Origin of the sequence: Flavobacterium palustre (genome assembly GCF_014639535.1) — a bacterium.
GTDB classification, from domain to species: domain Bacteria; phylum Bacteroidota; class Bacteroidia; order Flavobacteriales; family Flavobacteriaceae; genus Flavobacterium; species Flavobacterium palustre.
The window spans coordinates 595,786-621,705 of the sequence record NZ_BMGA01000001.1 but is presented as its reverse complement, the minus strand read 5'-3'; the positions used below and the strand labels follow the sequence as shown (position 1 = coordinate 621,705).

16 protein-coding genes are annotated in these 25,920 nt (G+C 34.1%); 4 read left to right on the top strand and 12 right to left on the bottom strand.

The genetic code is table 11. From position 1 onward, the window contains the following. Nucleotides 1–188: 188 nt before the first annotated feature. Nucleotides 189–1,244 carry a glycoside hydrolase family 43 protein gene (locus tag IEV84_RS02555; RefSeq protein WP_188492099.1) on the top strand — a complete coding sequence of 352 codons (1,056 nt, stop codon included), beginning with the start codon at nucleotides 189–191 and terminating at the stop codon, nucleotides 1,242–1,244. Between the two features lie 107 nt (nucleotides 1,245–1,351). Here IEV84_RS02555 and IEV84_RS02550 read toward each other — a convergent pair whose 3' ends face one another. The 12 genes from IEV84_RS02550 to IEV84_RS02495 form a co-directional block, all read right to left on the bottom strand. Next, the gene (locus tag IEV84_RS02550; RefSeq protein ID WP_188492097.1) at nucleotides 1,352–1,948 is read right to left on the bottom strand and encodes a hypothetical protein; all 597 of its coding nucleotides are present in this window, start codon (nucleotides 1,946–1,948) and stop codon (nucleotides 1,352–1,354) included. A 247-nt stretch (nucleotides 1,949–2,195) separates the two neighbouring features. Beyond that, nucleotides 2,196–2,975 carry a pyrroline-5-carboxylate reductase gene (gene proC / locus IEV84_RS02545; protein WP_188492095.1) on the bottom strand — a complete coding sequence of 260 codons (780 nt, stop codon included), beginning with the start codon at nucleotides 2,973–2,975 and terminating at the stop codon, nucleotides 2,196–2,198. Nucleotides 2,976–3,003: 28 nt separating this feature from the next. Next, nucleotides 3,004–4,356: a magnesium transporter gene (mgtE, locus tag IEV84_RS02540; RefSeq protein ID WP_188492093.1), complete on the bottom strand. Its 1,353-nt coding sequence runs from the start codon at nucleotides 4,354–4,356 to the stop codon at nucleotides 3,004–3,006. Beyond that, entirely contained in the window at nucleotides 4,346–5,125 is a 780-nt protein-coding gene (rsmA, locus tag IEV84_RS02535; protein WP_188492091.1) for a 16S rRNA (adenine(1518)-N(6)/adenine(1519)-N(6))-dimethyltransferase RsmA, read from the bottom strand. The genes mgtE and rsmA overlap by 11 nt, the downstream gene beginning before the upstream one ends. 67 nt (nucleotides 5,126–5,192) lie before the next feature. Next, complete coding sequence (locus IEV84_RS02530; RefSeq protein WP_188492089.1) at nucleotides 5,193–5,504, bottom strand: DUF4286 family protein; 312 nt, start codon at nucleotides 5,502–5,504, stop codon at nucleotides 5,193–5,195. A gap of 109 nt (nucleotides 5,505–5,613) precedes the next feature. Beyond that, complete coding sequence (locus IEV84_RS02525; RefSeq protein WP_188492087.1) at nucleotides 5,614–7,422, bottom strand: tetratricopeptide repeat protein; 1,809 nt, start codon at nucleotides 7,420–7,422, stop codon at nucleotides 5,614–5,616. Between the two features lie 99 nt (nucleotides 7,423–7,521). Continuing rightward, a complete protein-coding gene (gene serS, locus IEV84_RS02520; RefSeq protein WP_188492085.1) occupies nucleotides 7,522–8,793 on the bottom strand; it encodes a serine--tRNA ligase in 1,272 nt (423 codons plus the stop codon). 294 nt (nucleotides 8,794–9,087) lie between these two features. After that, complete coding sequence (locus IEV84_RS02515; protein WP_188492083.1) at nucleotides 9,088–10,479, bottom strand: sensor histidine kinase; 1,392 nt, start codon at nucleotides 10,477–10,479, stop codon at nucleotides 9,088–9,090. Between the two features lie 131 nt (nucleotides 10,480–10,610). Further along, complete coding sequence (locus IEV84_RS02510) at nucleotides 10,611–11,150, bottom strand: DMP19 family protein (RefSeq protein WP_188492081.1); 540 nt, start codon at nucleotides 11,148–11,150, stop codon at nucleotides 10,611–10,613. Nucleotides 11,151–11,589: 439 nt separating this feature from the next. Beyond that, the gene (locus IEV84_RS02505) at nucleotides 11,590–12,213 is read right to left on the bottom strand and encodes a hypothetical protein (protein WP_188492079.1); all 624 of its coding nucleotides are present in this window, start codon (nucleotides 12,211–12,213) and stop codon (nucleotides 11,590–11,592) included. A gap of 4 nt (nucleotides 12,214–12,217) precedes the next feature. After that, a complete protein-coding gene (locus IEV84_RS02500; RefSeq protein WP_188492077.1) occupies nucleotides 12,218–18,820 on the bottom strand; it encodes an RHS repeat-associated core domain-containing protein in 6,603 nt (2,200 codons plus the stop codon). A gap of 3 nt (nucleotides 18,821–18,823) precedes the next feature. Beyond that, on the bottom strand, nucleotides 18,824–19,276 hold the full coding sequence (locus IEV84_RS02495) for a T9SS type A sorting domain-containing protein (protein ID WP_188492075.1): 453 nt from the start codon (nucleotides 19,274–19,276) through the stop codon (nucleotides 18,824–18,826). Nucleotides 19,277–19,639: 363 nt separating this feature from the next. On the opposite strand from IEV84_RS02495, the gene IEV84_RS02490 reads away from it, so the two are divergent. The 3 genes from IEV84_RS02490 to IEV84_RS02480 all read left to right on the top strand — a co-directional run bounded on the left by IEV84_RS02490 (nucleotide 19,640) and on the right by IEV84_RS02480 (nucleotide 25,913). Next, complete coding sequence (locus tag IEV84_RS02490) at nucleotides 19,640–20,287, top strand: hypothetical protein (protein WP_229732574.1); 648 nt, start codon at nucleotides 19,640–19,642, stop codon at nucleotides 20,285–20,287. Next, nucleotides 20,280–23,654: a transcription-repair coupling factor gene (gene mfd / locus IEV84_RS02485; protein WP_188492073.1), complete on the top strand. Its 3,375-nt coding sequence runs from the start codon at nucleotides 20,280–20,282 to the stop codon at nucleotides 23,652–23,654. Before IEV84_RS02490 ends, mfd begins: the two co-directional genes overlap by 8 nt. A 174-nt stretch (nucleotides 23,655–23,828) precedes the next feature. Then, nucleotides 23,829–25,913: an ATP-binding protein gene (locus IEV84_RS02480; RefSeq protein WP_188492071.1), complete on the top strand. Its 2,085-nt coding sequence runs from the start codon at nucleotides 23,829–23,831 to the stop codon at nucleotides 25,911–25,913. Nucleotides 25,914–25,920 lie beyond the last annotated feature (7 nt).

The window sequence follows — 25,920 nt, the reverse complement described above, 5'->3', positions numbered from 1 at the left end:
TTTATTGGATAAAATACCTGATTTTCAATTGTTTGAATTATTTTATTTACAAAAAGCAAACTTGTAATCAATTGTTTACGATTTGTAATCAAAATTTATAAAAACTCGCAGTCAATCAACATTATTGCTATCTTTGTTAAAAATGTATATTTTACATTTAAACTGACGACTATCCAATTTTTATTAAAATGAACAAGAATTTGAACTTTTTACAGCTGACTTTTCTATTGGCTTTTATAGCTGTCGGAATATCGGCGTATTCGCAAAAACTGAAAAAAAATCAATTCAATAATCCATTGGCGCTTCAGCGCGCTGATCCTTTTGTAACCAAAACGGCTGATGGAACCTACTATTTTATTGCAACAGCTCCGGAGTATGATCGCATAGAAATTCGCAGTTCTAAAACCATTAATGGAATCAAAGATGCAAAAGCAGTTGTGGTATGGCGTAAACACGACAAAGGGCCAATGGGCAACCATATTTGGGCTCCTGAATTGCATCGAATTGACGGCAAGTGGTATGTTTATTTTGCTGCCGGATCAGCCGAGGACAAATGGAAAATCCGCATGTATGCATTATCAAACCCTTCTGAAGATCCAACCAAAGGCGAATGGAAAGAAGAAGGTCAAATTGTAACTAAAAAAGACATTTTTGCTTTAGACGCAACTACTTTTGAACACAAAGGACAGCGTTACCTTATTTGGGTTGACAGAGGTCCCGGAAATGTGGTTAATACCAGTTTGTACATTGCCAAAATGACAAGTCCAACTAAAGTTGACGATAAGCAGGTGGTGATTAGCCAGCCGGATTACGACTGGGAAATGCACACTTACAAAGTAAATGAAGGTCCGTCGGTGTTAATTAGAAACGGAAAAGTTTTCCTGACGTTCTCCGCCAGCGCAACTGATGCAACTTATTGTTTAGGTTTGCTTTGGGCAAAAGAAGGAGCTGATTTACTGGATCCAAAATCATGGAACAAATTAGACAAACCGGTTTTCTTTACCAATGAAAAATTCAAACGCTATGGACCCGGACACAATAGTTTTACCGTAGCTGAAGACGGAAAGACTGATATCATGATTTACCACGCCCGTGATTACGAAAAAATAAAAGGAGACGCTTTATCCGATCCTAACCGTCACACCCGAGCCAGAGTATTGAAATGGACTAAAGAGGGTATGCCTGATTTTGGTCAGGAATTAGATGATAATGAAATGGCGTTGAAACAGCCGAAAAAAAACTAAGAAAAAATAGAATTTTTTATTTATTGGAATATAAAAAGGGTCTTCTCATTATGCTGAGAAGACCCTTTTTGTATTGGATTTGACCCCATAAAACACATTGATTTTTATTAAAAAGTGTATCCAATCCCTACACGTAAATAAGGAATATATTGGTTTCTTTTTTGGGCACCATCTACATTTTGAACATTACCATTCGTATAATTGGCTTTCAAATATACTACTCTGTATCCTAATCCTAAAGCGGTTTCATATGTAAAATGATTCCCTATTTGGCGTTTGATACCCCAAGTAGGAACAATTGCCAAATCGGCTGTTTTGGTTACATTATCGTCTAAATTAATCACAAACCAATCCGGATGGTAACTTGTTTTAATCGAAATGTAGTTCCCGCTGTTATTGACGGTATTTCTTCCTTTAGAATTCCTTTTGACTAAATTGTAATAATACCGAGGTTCAAGCGTTAAGACAGGCTGTAAAATAAAACCCGCTCCGTCATAATGATCACCAACCGTAAAATCATTTTCTAATCCTATCTCGCTTCTTAAGGCGATGCTATTAGACAACCTACTTTCATTATTTACCCAAATCCCTACTCCTGATCCTAACCCGACTTGTATACCAAAAATTGATTTTTCAACACTAGCCTCTTGAGCGTTTGCATTTAGATTGAGTCCTAAAATTAGGAATACCAATATTTTTTTCATTCGTCAGTTATAATTAATCTATTTGTAATTATGTTTAATATAAAAAACACCGTAAAGCCTGAAGCGTTTGCGAAATGTGCGTAATAAATTCTTTAAATCCACATTTTACTCATGCCAAATATATAAAAAATGTATTACAAATCACTTGTTGTACATTTATTTAAAGTAATGCACCACAACAAAGCACAATATAAAAAAGGGCTTCCCGTAAATGAGAAGCCCTTTTTGTATTTTTAAAAGAAAGAATTTAAACTCCCTTAATTTTCTTTACAGCCGCTTTAATTCCGCGGATTAATGAGGAACTGAATCCGTGTGATTCCATTTCGCTTAATCCGGTAATGGTGCAACCTTGCGGTGTAGTTACTCTGTCGATTAATTGTTCCGGATGGATTTGTTCTTCCATGACCATTTCGGCAGCTCCTTTTACAGTTTGTGCCGAAATTGCCAAAGCCGTTTTCCAGTCAAATCCAATTTCGATTCCTGCCTGCATCGAAGCTCTGATATAACGCAACGCAAAAGCTGTTCCGCTGGCTGCTAAAACCGTTGCCGCGTCCATTAATTTCTCGTCAATAACCGGAGCTGTTCCTAATTCTTTGAAAATAGTTACTAATTTTTGCCCTTGTTCTGCGTGTTTTTCGTTGAAAGAAATACAGGTAGCCGAAGCACCGTATTGTGCCGCAATGTTAGGCATAATTCGGATGGCCTGATGGTCTTCGCCAATTTTATTTTGCAAAGCTTCAATAGACAATCCGCTCACTCCCGAAGCAATAATTTTATTAGAAATAACAGGAAGAATTTCAGTTAAAACAGTATCCACCTGATACGGTTTAATCGTCAAAATAATAACATCTGCTTCTTGTATGTTGTGTTTATTGTCAGAAGAAACGGTTACGCCTAATTTTTCTAAATAGAGAATACTGGCTGTATTTCTTCTGGTTACAGTAACTTGGTGTTCGCTGGCATTTTTTGCCATTCCTAATGCAATAGCTGCTCCTAAGTTACCTCCTCCAATGATATGTACTTTCATGTTGTTCGTATTTTTTATCTTCTAAATATTAAAAACCTAAAATCATTTTGGCAATTGAAAAATAAATCAGAATTCCGCAAATATCGTTGCTTGTGGTGATAAACGGTCCTGTTGCCAAAGCAGGGTCGATTCCGAATTTATCCAATAATAAGGGAATAAAAGTACCTATTAACGAGGCAATTACAATTACCGAAACTAAGGCTGTAGTTACTATAAGACCTACAATAACTTCTACATTGAGTAAAAAATGACTTCCGATAAATAAGATGCTGGCCAGGATAATACCGTTTAGTAAACTCAGGGAAATTTCTTTTATCAATCGGTTAAATAGAGATCCGCTTAATGTGTCATTGGCTAAACCCTGTACAATAATTGCCGAGGATTGTACGCCAACATTTCCTGCCATTGCCGCAATTAGTGGCGTAAAAAAGAATAGATTGCCATGTTCCAGCATAGCACCTTCAAACAATCCTAAGACTCTTACTGTTATAAAGCCGCCAAGTAAGGCTAAAACTAACCAGGGTAAACGGGCTTTAGTCAATTCCATGATACTGTCATCGGCTTCAACGTCCTGAGAAATACCCGCTGCCAACTGGTAATCCTGATCGGCTTCGTCCTTGATTACATCTACGATATCGTCGATGGTGATTCGTCCAACCAAGCGTCCTAATTCGTCCACTACCGGTATGGCCTCCAAATCGTATTTTTGCATAATACGGGCTACTTCAACATCTTCGGCATCTACATTGACATAATTTAATTTTCGAATATAGACGTCGCTAATGGCTGTTTTAGTGGAAGTAGTCAATAAATCTTTGAGGGAAAGACGACCTTTTAAACGTCCTTCGTCATCCACTACGTAGATCGAATGCACTCGGGAAATATTCTCGGCCTGAATACGCATTTCTTTTACACAGGTTAGTACATTCCAATTTTCATTGACTTTTACCAACTCTTTGTGCATGATTCCACCAGCGGTATCTTCTTTGTAACGAAGCAAATCGACGATGTCTTTGGCATGCTCAACGTCTTGTAATTCGGATATTACTTCGGCTTTGATTTCTTGGGAAAGTTCGGCAATAATGTCGGCTGCATCATTGGTTTCCAATTCATCCAGCTCTTCAGCAATCTCTTTTGGCGAAAGCCTGCTTAATATGTTTTCACGCAAATCATCTTCTAATTCCAGAAGAATTTCTGCTGTTTTATCACTGTCTAATACCTTAAATATATAAGTGGCATCATCAAAATCAAGTTCGTCTAAAATTTCGGCAATATCAGCATGGTGAATGTCATTCAATAAAGCTTCCAGTTTTAGGTCGCTTTTATTTTGAATGAGTTCCTTTACTTGTTGAATTAATTCCTTGCTGATTTTAAACTCCATCGGCTTCTATTTTTTGAGTAAGTTCGATAAACTGTGCCACGTCCAGTTGCTCCGGACGGAGGTCAAAGATACTATCTTCTCTCAAATTATCCGATAAATCAAGTGTTTTTAAACTGTTACGTAAAGTTTTACGGCGTTGTTGGAAAGCTGTTTTTACTACCGTAAAGAATAATTTTTCTCCACAAGGCAAACTAAAATCTTCTTTTCTGCGCATACGCATCACACCCGATTTGACCTTTGGCGGCGGGTTAAAAACATTTTCGTCTACAGTAAATAAATATTCGGTATCGTAAAATGCCTGAGCCAAAACAGACAAAATTCCGTAAGTCTTACTTCCTTTTTTCTCGCAAATGCGTTCGGCTACTTCTTTTTGAAACATACCCGAAAATTCCGGTATTTGTTCTTTAAGTTCTAATACTCTAAAAACAATCTGACTCGAAATGTTATATGGGAAATTACCAATGATGGCAAATTGTTTGTTTTCGAAAACTTCGTTGATATTGTATTTCAGGAAATCCTTAGAAATGATTTTTCCGTGCAATTTTGGATAATGTGCATTCAAATATTCCACCGATTCGGTGTCAATTTCAATCACATAAGTATTGATTGGCTTGTCCAACATATATTTGGTCAAAACACCCATTCCCGGCCCAATTTCCAATACATCATCATACCCATCCAAACTCAAAGTATCTGCAATGTCTTTTGCAATACTTTCATCTTTTAAGAAATGTTGTCCGAGGTGTTTTTTTGCTTTTACTTTATCCATGTTTTTTGCTTTTAATGTGAAAACAGAATGAATACTGCTTTCTTAATTCTGCATTCTGAACTCTAAATTAGTGTTCAGAAATGACTTGTAATTCGGTTTTGAAAGTCAGCATTTTTTCACCAAAAAGCTTTTGACCTTCAGCCTGAAGTACTACATCATCTTCCTGATAGAATTTTTCTAAAGTGGCTAAACTATCGGTAGTAAACTGAGCTGAATAAGTCACTCCGCCCATTTCTTCTTCAACCAAGACACGAACTAATTTAGCACTGGTAAATTTACCTGTAGCCAGCATTTCCGGAATGTGTTTGTGTTGCATCCAGATCATCCATTGATCGTGAACGCTTTCGTGTATGTTTGTGGTAACGTTGTATATAATCATTTTAAAAAAAGTATTAAGATTGGAGTATTAAGTATTAAGATTTGAACCAAAATTCTTTATCATCCAAGCTGTAATTGATAATTGCTTTTTGCAATTGATATTGTTATTTTTAAAGGTTTTTATCGCCTCTTAATTCCCGGAATTTCTTTCTCGCTTCCACAAAATAAATACTATCCTGATGATTGAATATTATTTTTTCATAAAGTGGTTTTGCCTTTTCAGGGTCATTTAGCTTTTTACTGTAAATTTCTGCCGAAAAAAACAGCGCTTCATCTATATAAATCCCGTCACTATGATGGTCGATTATCGATTGATATTGGCTTAAAGCCAAATTATATTCGGCTGTTTTTTCATAAATTTTACCCAATCGCAACTGGGTTACGGCTTCAATTTGCTTCGCCTGTTCGGGCATAGCCCTCGAGTCCTGACCTTTAAATGTCTTTAAAACCAATTGAAACTGTGTAATCGCTTCCTGATTTCTGTTTTGATACAACAGATAATCGCCTTTTGCAAAAGCCTTCAAAGCCGTTTGTGTCGAATCGGCAACAGTGTTGTCATTAATCAACAAAAAATATTCTAAAGCATCATTGGCAATCAACTGTGTATTTGCCGATTTGAGCTCTTTAAACTGTTTTAATGCCCAGTTAAAATCACCTTTAAAATAGCTTGTTTTTGCCGCTTTCAAACTAGCTTCATGAGCTACTTCATCATTTTTTAAATCCGTTTCAATTTGCGAATAATACAATAACGCCTGATTGAATTTTTCTTCGAAAAGAAAAATATCGGCCAGTTCCATTTTGACCTGAGCCACTTCGTAATCGTTCAATTGTAATTCCAAAGCTCTTTTTACAATAGCTCTTCCTTGTTCCGGTTTTTTTAGATTGAAAGCCACAAAATGCGCTTGAATCAGCTGCAAAGATAAGCTAAAAGGACTTATTTCAAATTGTTTCAGCAAAGCCTCTATTTCGGTATTGATTGCAGCGTAATCTTTCTCAGTAGCTTTTTTAATTTTCAGCTCCATCAAATACGAATGCGCCTGAACCAATAAGCCTAAATCCTTGGTGTTTTCAATGATAAAATCCAGAATTTCCTTAGCTACTTCCTGATTTTCTTCCTCAATAGCCAAATTAGCTAAATTTAGAATAGTCGAAAGCGACTCGGGATTGCGCTTGTAAATGGCTTTTTCCTGAATAAAGGCCTTGGCAAACTCTTTTTGTTGAATATAAAACCAACTCAAATACCGACTCCAAAACAAATCCTGACTTTTTTGAACCTTCAAAACCAAAGCTTTTCGCAAAGCAGTGCTAAAACTCACATTGGCTTCATCTGTCATAAAACGGGACAATTGATTCTGAATCAAAATAGAATTCTGCGGATTGGCATAGGCTTCATCCAAAAAAGTAGTAATCATCATTTCGAAATTACCTAATTGCCCATACAACAAACCTTGCTGGTAATTAAAATTAAAATTGGGTTGGATTTCGGTAGCCGTTTTATAGGCTTTCAAAGCATATTCTAATTGCACTTTCTTGTCGAATGTATTGGCAATTCCATACACTTCATTAGGGTTTTTACGAATGCGTTCTATTGCCTGATCGTAATAACTTTTGGCTTTGACATCATTCTTTTGCAATTGGTAATTATAACCCAATTCAATTAAAAGACTGCCCTGATTGTATTTGGTAAATCGATTCTGAATGGCTTTTTCAGCAACGTCAAATTGTTGTAATTGCTGATAACAATCTACGGTTCGAAGAAAATATTGCATGTTTTGAGGAACATTTTCCAATAATTCCTCATAACTGATTTTGGCTTTTTCAAAATCGCCTTTGTCGTAGTAATACTGTGCTAATTGCTCGTTTTGAGAGAAACAAATCAATGAAAAAAACAAGGCGATATGTAGAAGTAGTTTTTTCATTATTCGATTTATTTCGAAAATATTTACCGCAAATTCACAAATTTTATTTTTATTAAACTTAAAAAATAATTTGCGAATTTGCGGTAAACAGAACTAAAATTAGTCAATAATATCAAATCCGCAATACGGACGCAACACTTCCGGAATTACGATTCCTTCCGGAGTTTGGTAATTCTCTAAAATTCCCGCAAGAACTCTAGGTAAAGCCAATGAACTTCCGTTTAGGGTGTGTGCCAATTGGTTTTTACCATCTTTATCTCTGAAACGCAATTTCAAACGATTGGCTTGGAAAGTTTCAAAGTTAGAAACAGAAGAAATTTCTAACCAACGATCCTGTGCTGTAGAAAACACTTCAAAATCATAAGTCAATGCCGAAGTGAAACCCATATCGCCTCCGCAAAGGCGTAAAATACGATAAGGTAATTTTAATTCGTCCAAAATTCCTTTTACGTGTTCCACCATTCCGTCTAAAGCTTCGTATGATTTTTCAGGATGTTCAACACGTACAATTTCTACTTTATCAAATTGGTGCAAACGGTTCAATCCTCGAACATGCGCTCCGTAAGAACCTGCCTCACGACGGAAACATGGTGTGTAAGCCGTAGTTAAAATTGGCAATTCATTTTCGCTCAGGATTACATCTCGGAACAAGTTGGTTACCGGAACTTCAGCCGTTGGGATTAAGTACAAATTATCGGTAGCATCATGGTACATTTGCCCTTCTTTGTCCGGTAATTGTCCCGTTCCGTAACCTGATGCTTCGTTTACTAAATGCGGCACCTGCACTTCATTGTAACCTGCAGCGGTATTTTTGTCTAAGAAATAATTAATCAAAGCACGTTGCAAACGAGCTCCTTTTCCTTTGTAAACCGGAAAACCGGCACCGGTGATTTTATTTCCTAATTCGAAATCAATAATATCGTATTTTTTTACCAATTCCCAGTGAGGTTGAGCTCCTTCATGCAAAACCGGCACTTCGCCTGCTTCAAAAACGTTTAGATTTTCCTCCGGAGTTTTTCCTTCAGGAACAATATCGGCAGGAAGGTTGGGTAAAGTATATAATTTATCTGTAAGTTCAGCAGCAATGGCATCGGCAGTTTCAGCCAGTTTCTTGCTCTTTTCTTTATTAATAACTGTTTTTTCTTTTAAGATGGCTGCTTTTGATTTTTCGCCCGTTTTCATCAATTCGCCAATATCTTTGGACAATTTATTAGATTCAGCCAGAATGTTGTCTAACTCTACCTGCGTAGCACGACGACGCTCATCAAGTTGTACCACTTCTTCCACAACGCTTTTGGCATCCAGATTTCTTTTTGCCAAAGCTTGGATCACTTTTTCCTGATTTTCTCTAATAAATGCAATTTGTAACATAGTTTGATTTTTATAACTATTAAATTTCTAATAACGGTAGCAAATTTAAGGAAATGTTTGAGACTTATAAGACAAAGTTTTGAGGAAAAAAATCATTTCGCAAAGCAGCACAAAGCCAACACAGAGATTCGCAAAGTTTTTTTTAAATTTCTTTAGATTCTTTATTCTTTTCCTATGATTAGGATTATATTTTAGCACGCAGATTTACATAAATTTCAGCAGATTTTCTTTTGTTTTTATAAAGAAATACTTTGTGTGTATTTGTGTTTTATCTTTTAGAATCTCTGCGATATTCTATAAATTATCGGGGATACTAAAACTAAAAACACTTCCTTTTCCCGGCTGACTTTTAACCCAAATTTGACCGCCATGTTTCTCGATAAAATCCTTGCACAGCATCAATCCTAATCCGGTTCCGGTTTCATCATTGGTTCCGGAGGTTGTGTTTCTTTTGTTTATAGCAAACAGATTGGCAATTTTTCCGGCAGGAATTCCAATGCCGTTGTCCTGTACAGAAAACACCATTCGGTCTTTTTCTTTTATCATCGAAACAATTACTTCACCGTTGGTATTGGTAAATTTAATCGCATTTGAAATCAGATTGCGAAAAACGGTTTCCAGCATATTTTTGTCGCCAACCATAAATTGTTTGGCTTCAATTTCGGAGCGAATGTTTATGTTTTTGGTTTTAGCGATATTTGCCAGTAAATGGATCGTCTTATCAATTATCGAATTTATTTCCAGTTTTTTAGGCGTAAATTGAATACTTCCTGTTTGAGATTGCGCCCAGGTTAACAGATTATCCAACAATGAAAAAGCACTCTTTGACGATTGGTTGATGAGTTGGATGAATTCATTTGTCTCCTTGTTGTTCAATTGATTATCGTTTTCCAAAAGTAATTCTGACAGTCCAATGATTCCATTAAAAGGGCCTCTTAAATCGTGTGCAATGATAGAGAAAAATTTATCTTTATCATCTAATAATTGTTTGATTTGCAGTTCTTTTTCCTCCTGTAGCAAAAGCAAATAACCTACTCCGCTGATAATCATCATCAGAAATATAATCAGGAAAATGATTTTTTGTGTCGGATCGGCAGAGTATAGCGTTGTTGAGGTTTTGAAAAGCGGATAAATTGTTCTGAAAACCAATGTTGTCAACAATATGACGTAATTAAACCCCAGTATTTTTTTAAATAAACTGCTTCTGGTTTCGGTTAAAAATCGGAGAGAAGGCACAATTAACAGCGCAAAAATAATGAACGATGCCATTGAAACACGGATATTGGCAGCAGCCTCAAACCACACTGTACTGTAAAAAAGCAAAAGGGTAGTGACAAATAATACTAACTGTACCCGATAAGATTTTTTAGAACTGCCTTTCACCATCATTAGCATTGCGATGGACTCAAGATAGTAACTCGTAAAAATTAAAGTGTTGGTGATGATGATATTAATTGGACTAATTGTAACGGTGTCTGTTCGAAGAAAAAAAGCCAGCCACGCAAAAGACTGGAAAATTTTAGAACAACCAAATATCAGTAAATGAGTCTTATTATCCTTGCTGAAAAGTGCAAAACGAAAGGTAAAAACCAGAGTGGCTAACGCAAAATTTCCCCAAAACAATAATCCCATTGTATTGCGAATATCCAATACAAATAATTTCGAAAATTGATTCAGAATCTCCATAGGTTAGTTACGCCTTCTTTTTTCTAATTAATCAAAGTGCTTGTGGTTCAGACAAAAATATACTTATTTTGATATTATTTTGAAAAAAAAGCCACAATTTAGACATTAAGAAGTCAATTTAGATTCATTATCTATTCTCGGTTTATTTTACGACCTGCAAATTCTTCTAAAACAGTAAACATTTCATCCACCGAAAGTACTTCGGTATCGGGATGCGATTTTAAAAAAGCAGCGTTCAGTTCCACTAAATTTTCCTCTAATTCGAAAAATGTATCGTTGTTTAAAGCGTCTCTTATTGGGTTTACGCCTTCGAGTTTGCCTTTGAGAAATTTAGCTAATTTTACACTACTCATTAAACGGACTTTTTTAGCCTGCGCCTGAAATAATTCCAAATGCTTTTCGGCACCAATTAGCTGCAAGCCTTCTTCAATTAGTTCGTTCAGTTCTTTGTTCCAACCCGAATTGTAAACAAATTGCGCAAAATTGCCCTTAGTGTATTGTGAAGTATAATAATCTAAATAATAACTCATCAGGGCGTCTTCATGAATTGCATCGTCATCGATTTTTTCCTCACGCATCAGATTGATTACCGAAATATTTGAGTTGATAACGTCTTGAGGATTTTCGCTGTTGGCTGCGGTGTCTGAGATGATGATTTTGCCGAATTCCATGTGAGTTTGTTTTTAGAAATAAATGGCAAATTTCGGGTAAAATAATGTAACTAATCAAGTTTTCAAAAAATAAACTACTAACCTGTGTTCACTCCAATTAAAGCCCAATATAAAACTATTTTTATCTTTTTATTTATAACTAAAAAAGTTGTAACTCTTTTTATAGTTACAACTTTCTTTTTCTGCATTTGCTCATCTTTGTAATCACAGGCAAAAGCCTGCCTAACGAAGCTGAATATCTGAACGATCGGGTTTCAATTCTCCATTGTTAGCCTTAACAACACTGGCATAACCAGTAAAAATTGCAGCAGCAATTGTAACCTATGTGATAAAAAAATGTGTAATCAAACGAATTCGATTTCACATTTTTAAATTAAAATTATTTTCACAAGAACTTCAATCTGTATTCATTTGCACGAACATAACCATATAATTTCTTCTATAATATTTCCTCTAATTTATCACTCAAAGGATTTATCTCAAATGGATCGTGAGTAATCTTATAAACATTTTTATCGATATCTATCCCTAAGAAATCTCCATCTTCCAGATCCTTTAAATGATAATAATCCTTATCTTTTAATTTTACTAAATATATTTCTGATGGATTTAATAATTCTTTTTCTCTTGGTGTAAAAATTTTAGATATTTTATCATAATCAATAGTGTCAAAATATATTTTTTGAACTCCATCTGTATTAATGTTTGAAATATCGAGTTTATATTTCCCATTTTTTTCAACAGAATATCCATTTATAACTCCAAAAGAAAAATAAATTGAAAGATTTAAATATTTGTTGGACTTAATATCAAATACTTTAATGTTTTCAAATTTGAAATTTCTACCGTTTTTATCATAAAATTTATTATAAACTTTTGAGTTATATGAAAACCCAACATACCCATGTATATCACTAACTCCAATTAAAACACCTCTGAGCAATCCATCATTAATTTGACGAATAAAAAACATGGAATCATTAATAGAAACTTTATTAAAGACATTAATTAATAAATTTGTTTCCCAACTTTCTATCTTCGTTCTTTTAAATAATCCTAACATAATATTAAAATTTAGTAAACCAATTATATTGTCCAAACCATCCTACTTGTGGTTTAATTCCTGCTCTCAAGAAATTATATCTATATGGATCAACTAGCGAATGCTGAATCGTATTTAATTTAAAAACATTAATTCTATTATTTACCATCCAATTTGGCAAATTATAAGCTCTTTGCATTCGTTGGGTTATAAACATATGATGAAACTCAGTACTAATTCTTTGTACACCAGTAGATGTTTGTATATGAGCTAAAGTTTCGGTTCCTCCTCTTGCAATTTTGTACTGCGCAAAGGTTTTACCTCCATTAAAAATAGCAGCCTCACTAGCATTAGTAACAATACTAGCTGCTTTTGTCATAGGGACAGCACTTACAATTTTCATACTAGACTCAAAGCCTGATAATGCATTACCGTATCTGTCTGAACCTGTAATATGCCCTTTTATTCCATCCCATGCAAGGGCTATCGGATTGAATTGGTCTGTTTCATAAACAAATCTACTAAAATAATCTAAAAAACTACCACTTCCATCACCTCCATAATATTGTCCACCACTAGTTTGTGAGGTAGAACCTGAATTATTATTAGAGATATACGAATGAGTATTATTACTCTTGATATCTCCTATATTTATCGAATTACCTGCTATTTCAGGAGGTTTATTGTAATTAACAATGTATTCATTTGCATAATTTGTTGCAACAGTAGATAATCCGAATGATGCTCCACCTAAAGCAGCATTAGTCCATGTAGTGGAATTCCATTTAGTAGGATTCAATTCTCCATTACTAGCCTGAACACCACTTACATACCCTGTAAAGATCGCACCTACAACAAATTGCCAAAATTCACCACTTGGGTCTGTATATTTCAGCGGGTTATTAAGAACGTAACCGTAACGATTAAAGTTTTGAGTATTAAGTGGATCTTGAATATTGTTATCTGGTTGTAGAAAACGGTGTAATTTAGGATCATACAAACGCCCATTCATATGAATAAGATTGACACTTTGCAAATGTTCGTGTCCTGTATAACCTCTATCCAATATAGTAAGATCATTTAATGTATTTCCTGCACCGTCTTGTACTCTTACAATACTACCCCAGGCATCAAAATGACGTTTTTCTACAATTGCTCCCGCCTCATTACTAATTGCTAAAATACTCCCTTGGTAATCTCTATGCAAATATAAATAATTCTGGGTGGTTCCATCACTTTTTAATACTACTGAGGCTGTATAGGCATCTCCATCTATGTAGGTGATAAACTCCATTGCTCCAGTCAGCATATTATGTTTAATCTCCATACTACCATCGGCACTATAGTATTTACGTAATGGTCTTGATAGTTTATCAGTATCTAAACTACCATAAAACATCGCACTACGACTGTTATTATCATTATAAGTAAAATTTATTTTATCTTTTCCTACTTCCTCAATTTGATAAGGACTTTTGAAGGTATTATATGTAATATTTTGCTCATGATTAATAGTATAATAGTTTTTTGCATCTGGATTTATATCTACCGATGTATTTTGGTAAACTTTGGAAGCATTGGTGTAGTTATAAGTTCCTATTGCATTTTGCGTTATTCTACCTCTATCGTCATATTCTTGGGGGTTATTGTTAAATATCCTTTTAGCAATAACATTGTTTATAGTAAAATCGTTTATTCTTGTAGCGTTAACATTCTCTATTCTTAAAGTCAAGATTGCATCCTGAGTTGAAGTGTGATTTATATTTATTATTCCTGGAGAGGCTAAAGTTTTAAAGTATTTAGTTATTGCTCCTGTAGTTCTATTTTGTTCTTGAATATATACGTTCAATGTGCTATTTCCTAATACTCTTTGAAAAGAAAAACTCAATTCTATTTTTTCTCCTGTACTAGCATCTGCCAAAAGTGTTTTTTTAACTGTAGCTCCCGCTGTACTTGCTTTTACATTGAGCAATCCTCCTGAGCTCGTTATTGTAGCTCCTCCTTCTACTTCGTAACCTTCAACTGATGTTGTATCAAACGTATTGTATAAAAATGTGTTGTCAGTAATAAAATCTGTAAGTCTATCTAGATTGTCATAATCAAAAGTTTCAGAATAATTAAACAAATTATTATTTCTGGATATTAAGTTGCTTTTCTGTGAATCAAATGTATTGTTTAATGTCATTACGTTATCACTTCCTTTGTCATATTTAAACTTGGTAGCAAAACCATACGAATCATAAGTATTAGTTATACTAATACTATTTCCTAATTGTGCTGAAAGAATTTGTCCTCGTCGATTTAAATTGTTAATTTGCCACAGTATGGGGCCGAATCGACCATTATCCTGTATTTTCAAATGTTGTCCATTTTGATAAGTATGCATAATAGTTTTTGAACTTGTTTTTCCGTTTGCAGTTCCTGTTATAGTTTCAAACCTAACATTCCCATAATCATCAAAAGTAAATTGTTTTAAAAAAGTAGCATAAGGAGTTGTTTCAGTCGATTTATACAATCTGTTATAGGAATCATATTCAAAACTATTATTAGTAATCATATCTCCTTCAAAAATATCTTTAAAAAGAGTCGAAGTAAGTAATTTAGTGGTTGTGTCATAATTATAAGTTGTTTCACTATTTGTTTTAGACCCTACAATTGTTTTTTTAATTAGTTTTCCTACTGCAGGATCTAAAGTATAGGTAGTAGTTCCATTTGGAGTAGTTTCACTAGTAGTTTCTCCCAATGAATTATAAGTATAGGTATAAGTGCCTGCCGAAGGGTCTATCAATTTCGTTTTTCTTCCCCACCCATCTTGCTCTATTGTTGTCACTACTCCATCATAATCAGTAGTTTTTAGATTACCATTAGCAAAATAAGTATAGTAAATCGTTCCTCTAGGAGAATCGGTCATAATTACCACATTTCCCAAGGAATTTTTAGTAATCAATTTGGTTTTAGTACCTTCATCTATTGTAGTAGTTAAGCCAGAATAGCTAATATTAATAGTTTTTCCTGTAAAAAGAATATTTTGAATTGGTCTACCATATTCATCAAATTTTACCTCATTCCATTGTGTAGGAAAACCTCCGTAATAAGGTTCGCTTACTTTGATATTTCTATCGTATATATCGTAGGTGTATGAAATAACACTTGGTGTGTCTGTAACATCTCTGACACTTGCTTTTATTTTTCGTCCTAAATCATCATATCTTTCTTGGCTATAACTACCATCGTCACAACTTATCGATATTTGTGTTTCTTGTGCAAGTTGAAAATATTGATAGGTAGCGTTTTTTCCTAAATAATCGGTGGTTTTTATTTTTTTGAACCAAGAGTCATATATATAAGTTGTTGTTAATCCATAAGGATTGGTTTCTGAATTTAGTAATCCATTGGCTGTGTTATAGCTGTAAGTGGTAGATAATCGTTCAACATCAATACTTTTGGTTAAAAATCGTCCTGAAGTATCGTACTCATAATCAGTTACTCTGGGACTGAAATCAGAACCAGAAATTGTTTTTTTAGTGATATTCCCAAAACTATCATAGTCATTCTTTTCAGTAATAAAGTTGGTATTATGTCCTTTCTTTTCTATTTTAGTTAATAGATGATTTGTATACGTGTACAATTCTTCATTACTCATTGTATCTCCTGATACGGTAATAGTTGTTACTTTTTTGGTTGGACGCCCTATATAATAAGTTGCTCCTGTGGGTTGGTTATCATAATCAATATTAGTTATTGTAGTTTGCTCAGTGACTCCTCCATTTTTCAAATAAGTTGTATTTGTTGTGGGATTATTATAATTATCATAACTCGTAGTTGTCTCACTACTGGTATTTTCTAAACTATTAAACTGCTGTGTTGTAGTGTTTTTTAGTTTAAAAACTTTGTTTGGTAATAATTGACTATCATACGTCAATATCGATTTATTTATAAAATTAGTTGGTGTATTCTCTGGTGATGATAAGCCTAAAACAGAATAGTTTTCAATATTAGCACCTCTTAAATTAATATCATTTTTAGCAATATATGATATAATTTGCGTATTATCATCGTGCCAATTAGTACGCATAGTTGCTCTAAAACCAAGAAAACCTAATCCTTCTAAATTAGAAACTCCCCCATAATAAGAGTATAATTGTTTCTTATAAGAAGTTGAGCTTTGTTGCTCTATTTTGACAACAACTTTATTATTAGGTAAACTTAGTATATCCAAATCAGGATAATTTTCAATATTATGACTAGCAGTATATATGGAATTATTATTATATTTAGAAGTAGGATCCATTGATAAATAAGTAATTGATTCTTTTACTCCGTTACCAATCGTTACTTTTTTAAGTAATTTATCATTATTAGAATTATTTGTATGTTTTATTCTTAAAATTCCATCTCTACCTATTAAACATAATTCAGGACCTTTATCTTCATCTTCAGATGTTAAAACAGTAGGTATCAGTGTGCCATACATGCTTTTACTATCTAAGAAAGAACGAGTTATCATAAATGAGGTAATTTCAGAATTTTTAAAATCCCCATTATTCTTGTTGTTATTATACTTCAAATTAATATCTCCATTATTAGAATCAACTGAATAATATAAAATATCTGTTTTACCATCTCCATTAAAATCAAAGAAAAACTTCGTAAATGAAGGATGATAATAGGAGCCTATATTATTAATAACAAAAGAATTGCCTGTTGATGTAAAGATTCTATTGTCATCATTCATAATATCAACTTTACCATCACCATTAAAATCTCCAGCAATCAAATCTGTACACATGGTTGATAACCCCAGAAAATCTGTCGTACAAATTTTTGTCAACATATTTGATTCATTCAATGAATAAACATCAATACCTAAAAATGGATAATAAGAACTTATCCCATTGTCATAATAATGATTTCTAAAAACAATTAAATCAGTTTTACCATCACCATTAAAATCTCCAGTTAACACTTTTTGAACTACAGAAAATGAATCACTACTAAGGCCAGTATTAAGTTCTTGATATTCATACTTTTCTAAGTACCCCGAAAAATTTACATTATTTAAGCTACGCTTATCTAAATTTACAAAAAATGTTTGACCTACTATATCTAAATCACAACTGGATCTATCATTCAAATTCCATGTTCTTGATCCTGTTTCTAAAGCAATAATATCTGTTATACCATCACCATTAAAATCTCCAGGATAATACATTACATCAAACTTCCTAAACGCAGTTCCTGTATAACTAGATTTAGGAAAGATATATTCAAAAGAAGATTCTAAGTTTACTGTATTATCTTTATTTCCTGATGAAACATTAAACTTAGTAGCTTTGGTGATAGGATCCGTCGAAATAGAACACCATCCTCCGCTTAGATGGATATTAGAATTATTCTGTACGTCTCCTTTCAAATAATTTACTGCAAATATACTTTTAACTACTCCATCAACATCAAAACAATTCCCTTGATTTATGCTGCTACTTTGAGAATCTAAATTTTGAAAAAGCTGAACGGTTGGTTTATAGGTTGCTGGTATCTCCTTATAAAACAAATTTGGGTCATATGTAATAACATCAATCTTACCATCATTATCAAAATCTCCTGTAATCGCTGAATTATGAAGATCATTGGAAATCGTTGGACAATCTCTAGTTATTTTAGTAATGTTTGGAGATATTAAAACTTCATCATTTATATTTTCATATTCAAAAACCGTCGGATTATAACTTTTAGAATTATCTCCGTTTTTCTCAGTAATACTTATAAGGCGCTCATAATTCAAAGAAGTTTTGTCATATTCTAAAGCATAATTTCTATATCCTTCTCCATTTCCTATTACTGCAATACCGCTTAAAATAGTGTTATTTATAATACTTTGTCCACCTACATAAATTTCCTCTAACCGTTCCCTTGTTTTATAAGTAAATTGAATTTTATTAATCCCTTCAACTCCCCCTATAGAACCGAAATTAATACTGTTAATACTTAGGTTATTGTTTGAATTATTATAATTATAATTAACTCGTACGCCTTGTGCGTTTTCCCAATAGGTAATTGCCCATGCTGAAATAGAACGAGAATCAGTTGAACTGCCATAATAAGCTTTAGAACCATCTTGATATTCTACTTTAAAATAAGCCGGTCCATAATTTGCTCCATAAGGATGTACACCATAGGATGTTATCCTTGTATTGGAAAAATTTTCAGTTTCATACTCTGTATTGTCAGCTCCATATAAACCATTAGTTCCATTTTTTATCATTAAACGTTGTCCGTCTAAACTAAATCTGTCTAAATCATCAAAGTTAATTTCATCAACTTTTCCATCATGAAACTTTGTGGAAGCTATGCGCGTTATTGTTGACAAGCCAGAAATATTCCATCCATAACCAGCAATACCATTATTTCCTTGACTATTATATGACAAACCTACTTTTGGTTCAACTTTATTGATACCCGGAGGAACATTTATTGGAATATCATAAATTGCAGCACCTGAAAGAGATACTGATAGCTCTCCTTTTGTTAACCCCACTTCAGTAGAATTACCTGTAGGACCAGTGGTTTGGGCAGAAATAAATAAGCTATATCCGAAAATTATGAGTAAATAGTAAAATTGTTTCATATCTTATTTTTTAACGATTTTAATTGATTTTTGTTCTCCGTTTTTATAAAACAATATTACCGCATACATTCCTGTTGGATAATTTTGAAAAGCAATGTTTTGATTGTTTTTTTTATCCAGATTAGAAAAAGTACCAAGTACACGACCATTCAAATCATAAAGTTGTATTGAAGAAACCGTGTTGCCCTCAATAAGTTCCCATTGGAGATACAATTCTTCTTTTACAGGATTAGGATAATAAGAAATAAGATCTTCAGGGAAGAATTTTTGCAAGTCTTCGTCTTCTAATGCAGTGATTTCTCTTATCTTTTCCTCTGTCATCTTTGATGTTGTGCAATTAATACATAATAATCGCTGTGTTTGATTACCTGCATCATCATAAGAAAAAGTAATTCGGTCTTGTGCCTGAGCAATACAACAGTATAAAAACAGTAGGAAAGTGAGAATTTTATTCATTTTAGAGTGTTTTTAGAAAATTTTCGCAAAATTATTTGGCTAAAATTGTTTTCGCAATACCCACTTTAGGTGATATTTTAATCAAAAAAATAGTTTATTAAGGGGTTTTTCTTATGTTTTTGCGTTTTTGTTTCTTAGTTTGTTGTTTAAAAATAGGTTATACGTGTATTTTAGGGATTGTTTCGTTAGTTCGCAGCGTTAGGGATTGCAGTGGAAATCCTTTTATTTTTTTAGAAAAAAAAATAAAAGATTGAAACGAAAAGCCCGACCCTTAGGGTAACGCCCGAAACAAAATTTGAATAGCAATTTTGCCTCTTTTAATATTAATTTACTTTGTAACTTTGCGCTTCAATGAAAAATTCGATGAAAAACAAACTATTATATTTTTTTAGCCTGCTGATGGTATTGGTTTCCTGTAATAAGGAAGCTAATCAGCAAAGGATTGCCGAAAATGCTAAAGACGCTAAAAAGAAAAAAATCATTTTTGAAAATATTCAGAAAGGCTGGGATTTTTATGACGAGCCTATTAATGAGGCTACTGAGGAGAGTATAACAATTTGGGTTGATTTGCGGGCATTTATGCAGGAATTAGGTCAAAAACCAAAGAAAACAATCAGTGCTTATCAGCAAAAATCCGCTGCTATTTCTAAAAAAGCGATGGTGTTGAATATGAATATTCCAGTATTGTTTGATAAACCACAAATCAAAAGTCGTATTTCGGTTTTAATTACTAAGGTGCGATTACTGGATATGTACATTCATCTGAATAATATTCCTGATAAAAAAGTGGTGCAATTAGTGGGCGAAATCAATAAAGAATTGGCCACTTTGCAACGTCAAATGGATATTCTTACCGAGAAGAGCAAAATTCCGGTTGAGGAAGGTGAGGACGAGATGAGGCGTATGTTGTTGGATTCAGCCAGAGCTATTCCTAATAATACGGTAATGCCAACGGTTATTTCGGCAGCTACGAGAGGAATTATTAATCCAAATGATGCCCGAGTTGAGTAAGAAAGTCTTATATAGCATTTACGATTCTTCGCCTAAAATCCAACAAATTTCGGCAGCTTTACAGCAAAGAAATCAGCCTAAATTGCACCTTAGTGGTTTGCTGGGTTCGGCGGTTTCTTTTGTGATTCGTTCGGTTTTTAAAAAAGCCGAATTGCCTTTTCTGGTGATTTTAAATAACAAAGAAGAAGCGGCTTATTATCTGAACGATTTGGAACAAATGATAGGCGAAGAGGATGTGTTGTTTTATCCTGGTTCTTATCGTCGTCCGTATCAGATAGAGGAGGTTGACAATGCCAATGTGTTGCTTCGTGCTGAAGTATTAAACCGAATCAATTCCCGCAAAAAACCGGCTGTAATTGTCAGTTATCCCGAAGCGCTTTTTGAAAAAGTAGTTACGCGTCAAAACTTGGATAAAAACACACTAAAGGTAAGTGTGGGCGACAAAATTTCGATTGACTTTATCAACGAAGTTTTATTCGAATATGAATTCAAAAGAGTCGATTTTATTACTGAACCTGGAGAGTTTTCGGTGCGTGGAGGAATTGTCGATGTGTTTTCTTTTTCGAATGATAACCCATACCGAATCGAGTTTTTTGGCGATGAGGTCGAGAGTATCCGAACCTTTGATGTGGCAACGCAATTGTCATTGGAACAGAAAAAGAAAATCACCATTATTCCCAATGTAGAAAACAAGGTTTTTCAGGAAAACAGGGAGAGTTTTCTGGATTATATTTCGGAGCAAACTGTGATTTGTATTCAAAATACCGAAGATTTACTAGCCCAATTAGATAAACAATTTGCCAGAGCCGAAGAAGCTTTTGAAAAATTGTCTAAAGATATCAAACACGCTACTCCTGAGGATTTATTCCTGAATCAGAAGACATTTATAAAGCGTGCTTTGGATTTTTCCATTGTCGAGTGGAGTTCAAAAGCTATTTTTAGAACTACCGGGAAGTTCGAATTCCATATTCAGCCGCAGCCTTCGTTCAACAAGCAGTTTGATTTGTTGTTGAATAATCTGAGTGAAAATCATTTTAACGGATTTAAAAATTATTTGTTTTGTTCGAATGAGGCGCAGTCCAAACGTTTTCATGATATTTTCGAAACTTTAGACGAAGCCAATTCAGAGAATATCCGAAAGCAATACAATACCATTGTTTTGCCAATGTATCAGGGTTTTATTGATGAAGAAAACCAAATAAGTTGCTACACCGATCATCAGATTTTTGAGCGTTATCATAAATTCAGCATCAAAAACGGTTATTCTAAAAAGCAAAATATCACTTTAAAAGAACTGACAACGCTTTCTGTGGGCGATTATGTAACGCACATTGATCACGGAATCGGGAAATTTGGAGGTTTGCAAAAAATTCAGGTCGAAGGTAAAACGCAGGAAACCATTAAACTGATTTATGCTGATAATGACATTGTGTATGTGAGTATTCATTCGCTGCACAAAATTTCGAAATACAATGGCAAAGACGGAACGCCTCCTAAAATATACAAATTAGGTTCGAATGCCTGGAAAGCCTTAAAACAAAAGACTAAAGCCAGAGTCAAAAATATTGCTTTCAATTTGATTCAGTTATATGCTAAAAGACGATTGGAAAAAGGCTTTCAATATGCGCCGGACAGTTATTTGCAAAATGAATTAGAAAGTTCCTTTATTTACGAAGATACGCCGGACCAAATCAAATCGACTGCTGAAGTAAAAGCCGATATGGAAAGCGATCGCCCGATGGATCGTTTGGTTTGTGGTGACGTTGGTTTTGGAAAAACGGAGGTGGCTATTCGTGCCGCTTTTAAAGCTGTAGATAATAGCAAACAAGTGGCGATTTTGGTGCCAACAACTATTTTGGCGTACCAACATTTTCGTACTTTTTCGGAACGATTGAAAGATATGCCGGTAAAAATTGGCTATTTGAATCGTTTTAGAACTGCCAAACAAAAATCGGAAACCTTGAAGGAATTAGCCGATGGAAAACTCGATATTGTTATTGGAACGCATCAATTGGTGAACAAAAATGTCGTTTTTAAAGATCTTGGTTTGCTGATTGTTGATGAGGAACAAAAGTTTGGAGTTAACGTAAAAGACAAATTAAAAACCATCGCTGCCAATGTCGATACGCTGACATTGACCGCTACGCCAATTCCGAGAACTTTACAGTTTTCATTAATGGCTGCGCGAGATTTATCGGTAATTACAACGCCTCCACCAAATAGATATCCTATTGAAACAAATGTGGTTGGTTTTAATGAAGAGGTGATTCGCGATGCCATTTCGTATGAAATTCAGCGCAACGGTCAGGTGTATTTTATCAATAACCGAATTGAAAATATCAAGGAAGTGGCCGGAATGATTCAGCGTTTGGTTCCCAATGCTAAAGTAGGAATCGGTCACGGACAAATGGACGGCAAGAAACTCGAAGAGTTGATGCTGGCTTTCATGAACGGGGAATTTGATGTTCTGGTGGCTACTACTATTATCGAAAGTGGTTTGGACGTGCCTAATGCCAATACCATTTTTATCAATAACGCCAATAATTTTGGTTTGTCTGATTTGCACCAAATGCGTGGGCGTGTGGGACGAAGCAATAAAAAAGCATTCTGCTATTTCATCTGTCCGCCTTATTCATCAATGACTGAGGAAGCCCGAAAACGTATTCAGGCTTTGGAACAGTTTAGCGAATTGGGAAGCGGATTTAATATTGCGATGAAGGATTTAGAGATTCGTGGTGCCGGTGATTTATTGGGTGGTGAGCAATCTGGTTTTATTAACGAAATTGGTTTTGATACGTATCAAAAAATCATGAATGAGGCTATCGAAGAACTGAAAGAAAACGAATTCAAAGATTTGTATCCGGTTGAAAATGATATTGAGACTAAGGAATATGTAAAAGATTTGCAAATTGACACCGATTTTGAGTTGTTGTTTTCGGATGAATACATCAACAATATTTCGGAGCGAATGAATTTGTATAACGAGTTGAGTGCGATTAAAAACGAAGAAGAATTGCAGGTTTTCCAAAATAAACTCATTGATCGTTTCGGGCCGTTGCCTCCGCGAGCAAATGCCCTGATGAACAGTATCCGAATTAAATGGGTAGCAACGCGTGTAGGAATAGAAAAACTGGTGATGAAACAAGGCAAGATGATTGGTTATTTTGTGTCGGACCAGCAATCGGATTTTTACCAATCCAATCGTTTTCATAAGGTGTTGCAGTTTGTTCAAAAACATGCTTCACTTTGTAAAATGAAAGAAAAACAAACCGCTAACGGTTTGCGTTTATTATTGACTTTTGATAATGTAAAATCGACAAGAAGGGCTTTGGAACTGATGGAGCTATTGGGTGGAAAAGAAATATAAAAACCGTGTTTTTTTACGTTTTTGTTAAGAAGTTTATAGAGTCTGTAAATACTTGTTTATTTGTAGTATTTTAGATTAAAAATAGTGCAGCATATCGAATAGTTTTCAAATAGGTTTTGATATGTGTTTATTTTTAGTAACTTGATTTTTTAATCTAAGTTGGTATTAAAATCTATGACATTAAAAAAATCGTCCCCTAAAATACTTTTTTTAATCGTTTCCTCCAGCATTGTTTTTTTGCTGCTTTATGCGGTGTTGTTTTATTATATCAACCAGACCGAAAAAGAAGCCTATCGAAATTCGGTTGAATTGTTTGATGGTAAAGTCAGTCAGCTGTTGATATTGGAATCAAAACCTATTTTGACAGCTATAAATAATGATACCAACTGGGATGAATTTGTAAATTTTACAGTTACTAAAGACAGTGTTTGGTATCATGAAACCATTAGCAATGAGTTAAATATATATGGAGCCGATTATTTAGGTGTTTATGATAAGCGCAAACAGTTTATCATGCGCACTCCAACTCCAACCATTAAAACGCTTGATTTTATTCCTAAAGAATCCATGTTTTATTTGGACAAAGTGGGTATTGGAAAGTTTTATCTTCAAATTCCCGAAGGAATTGTCGAGGTAACGGGAGCTACAATCCATGCTTCAGATGATCCGCTTAAGAACAAATCTAAAACCTCGGGTTATTTCTTTGCTGTCCGATTAATCAATGCTAAATTCATTAAAAACTTAGAAAATATTACTTCTTCCAGAATTAAAATTATTGGTGTTGATGAAGTTATTCCGGAACAAAGACACGTGGTAAGTTCTGTATTTCCTTTGAAAGATGCTAAAGGGGCATTAATAGGCAAGCTTCTTTTTGAGCGAAAATTTGAAGTTTATTTTGAAAACACAATTACTATTCTGTACGCTATAATTGTGGTTTTTTTAATCTATCTGGCAGTAAGTTTGTTTTATACTCAAAAGTTGGTCTATCGTCCTCTTTATTTGGTTCGAAAAGCTCTGGAAAAAGGCAGTAAAAGTGCTATTAATGAATTGAAGAAAACAAGCGGAGAGTTCAGTTATATTGGGAATTTATTTGAAGAAAACAGCAATCAAAAACTGGATTTAATAAATGCAAAGATCAAAGCAGAAGAAGGCGATTTGTTAAAGGCTTCTTTCCTGGCTAATTTATCCCATGAGATACGAACGCCAATGAATGCCATCAATGGTTTTACTGAGCTTATCCTGAATACCGAACTTAGCAAGGAAGAAAGTATAGAATATCTCAATGTGATACAGAATAACGGTAAAAATCTGGTATCTATTATTGATGATTTGATAGAAATGTCTAAGATAGATTCCAATCAGATTTCGCCTAATTTCAGCGAAATCAATTTAGAATCCTGTATCGTGGAGCTTTATAAAACCGTTAAAGTAACGATTCCAAAAACGAAAGCTGTAAAATTCAAATTGATAAAAAGTCCTGTTGCGGCAGCCTATAATATTGTAACAGATGAGATTAAACTGAAACAGGTAATTATTAATTTGCTGACCAATGCTATTAAATATACCGATGAAGGTTTGGTGACCTTTAGTTATGAAATTGACGAAAAAGAAAACCTGATTCATTTTACCATTCAGGATACCGGTGCCGGAATTGACGAAGATCATCACAAGCATGTTTTTGATCGGTTTAAACGAGTGGAAAACGATAAATCCATTCAAGTAGGAGGTTTAGGATTAGGACTTTCGATTTCAAAAGCTTACATAGAAATTTTGGGAGGAACCATCAGTTTAGAGTCGGAAGTAGGAGTTGGTTCCACTTTTTATTTTTCCATTCCGTTGCAATATGCTAAAGTAGAGCATATAGTAGTGAGGCCAATTAGAGAGAAAGAAATTGTCAAATCAGAAAACAAAGTCATTTTGATTGCGGAAGATGATAATATCAATTTCTTGCTGTTTCAAAAAATGATGCAAAAAATGCCCTATACTATCATAAGAGCTCATAACGGTCAGGAAGCGGTTGATATTTGTATTAATAATTCGGATATTGATTTGGTGTTAATGGATATAAAAATGCCTATAATGAATGGTTTTGAAGCTATTGAACAGATAAGACCCATTCGCCCGGAATTGTCGATTATAGCACAAACGGCTTATTCTTCTTCAGAAGATGAGGTTAAAATTAAAAAAGCGGGATTTGATGATTATATAACCAAACCGTTGAATAGAGAACGCTTGTTTGAACTCATAAATAAGTATTAGATAAATT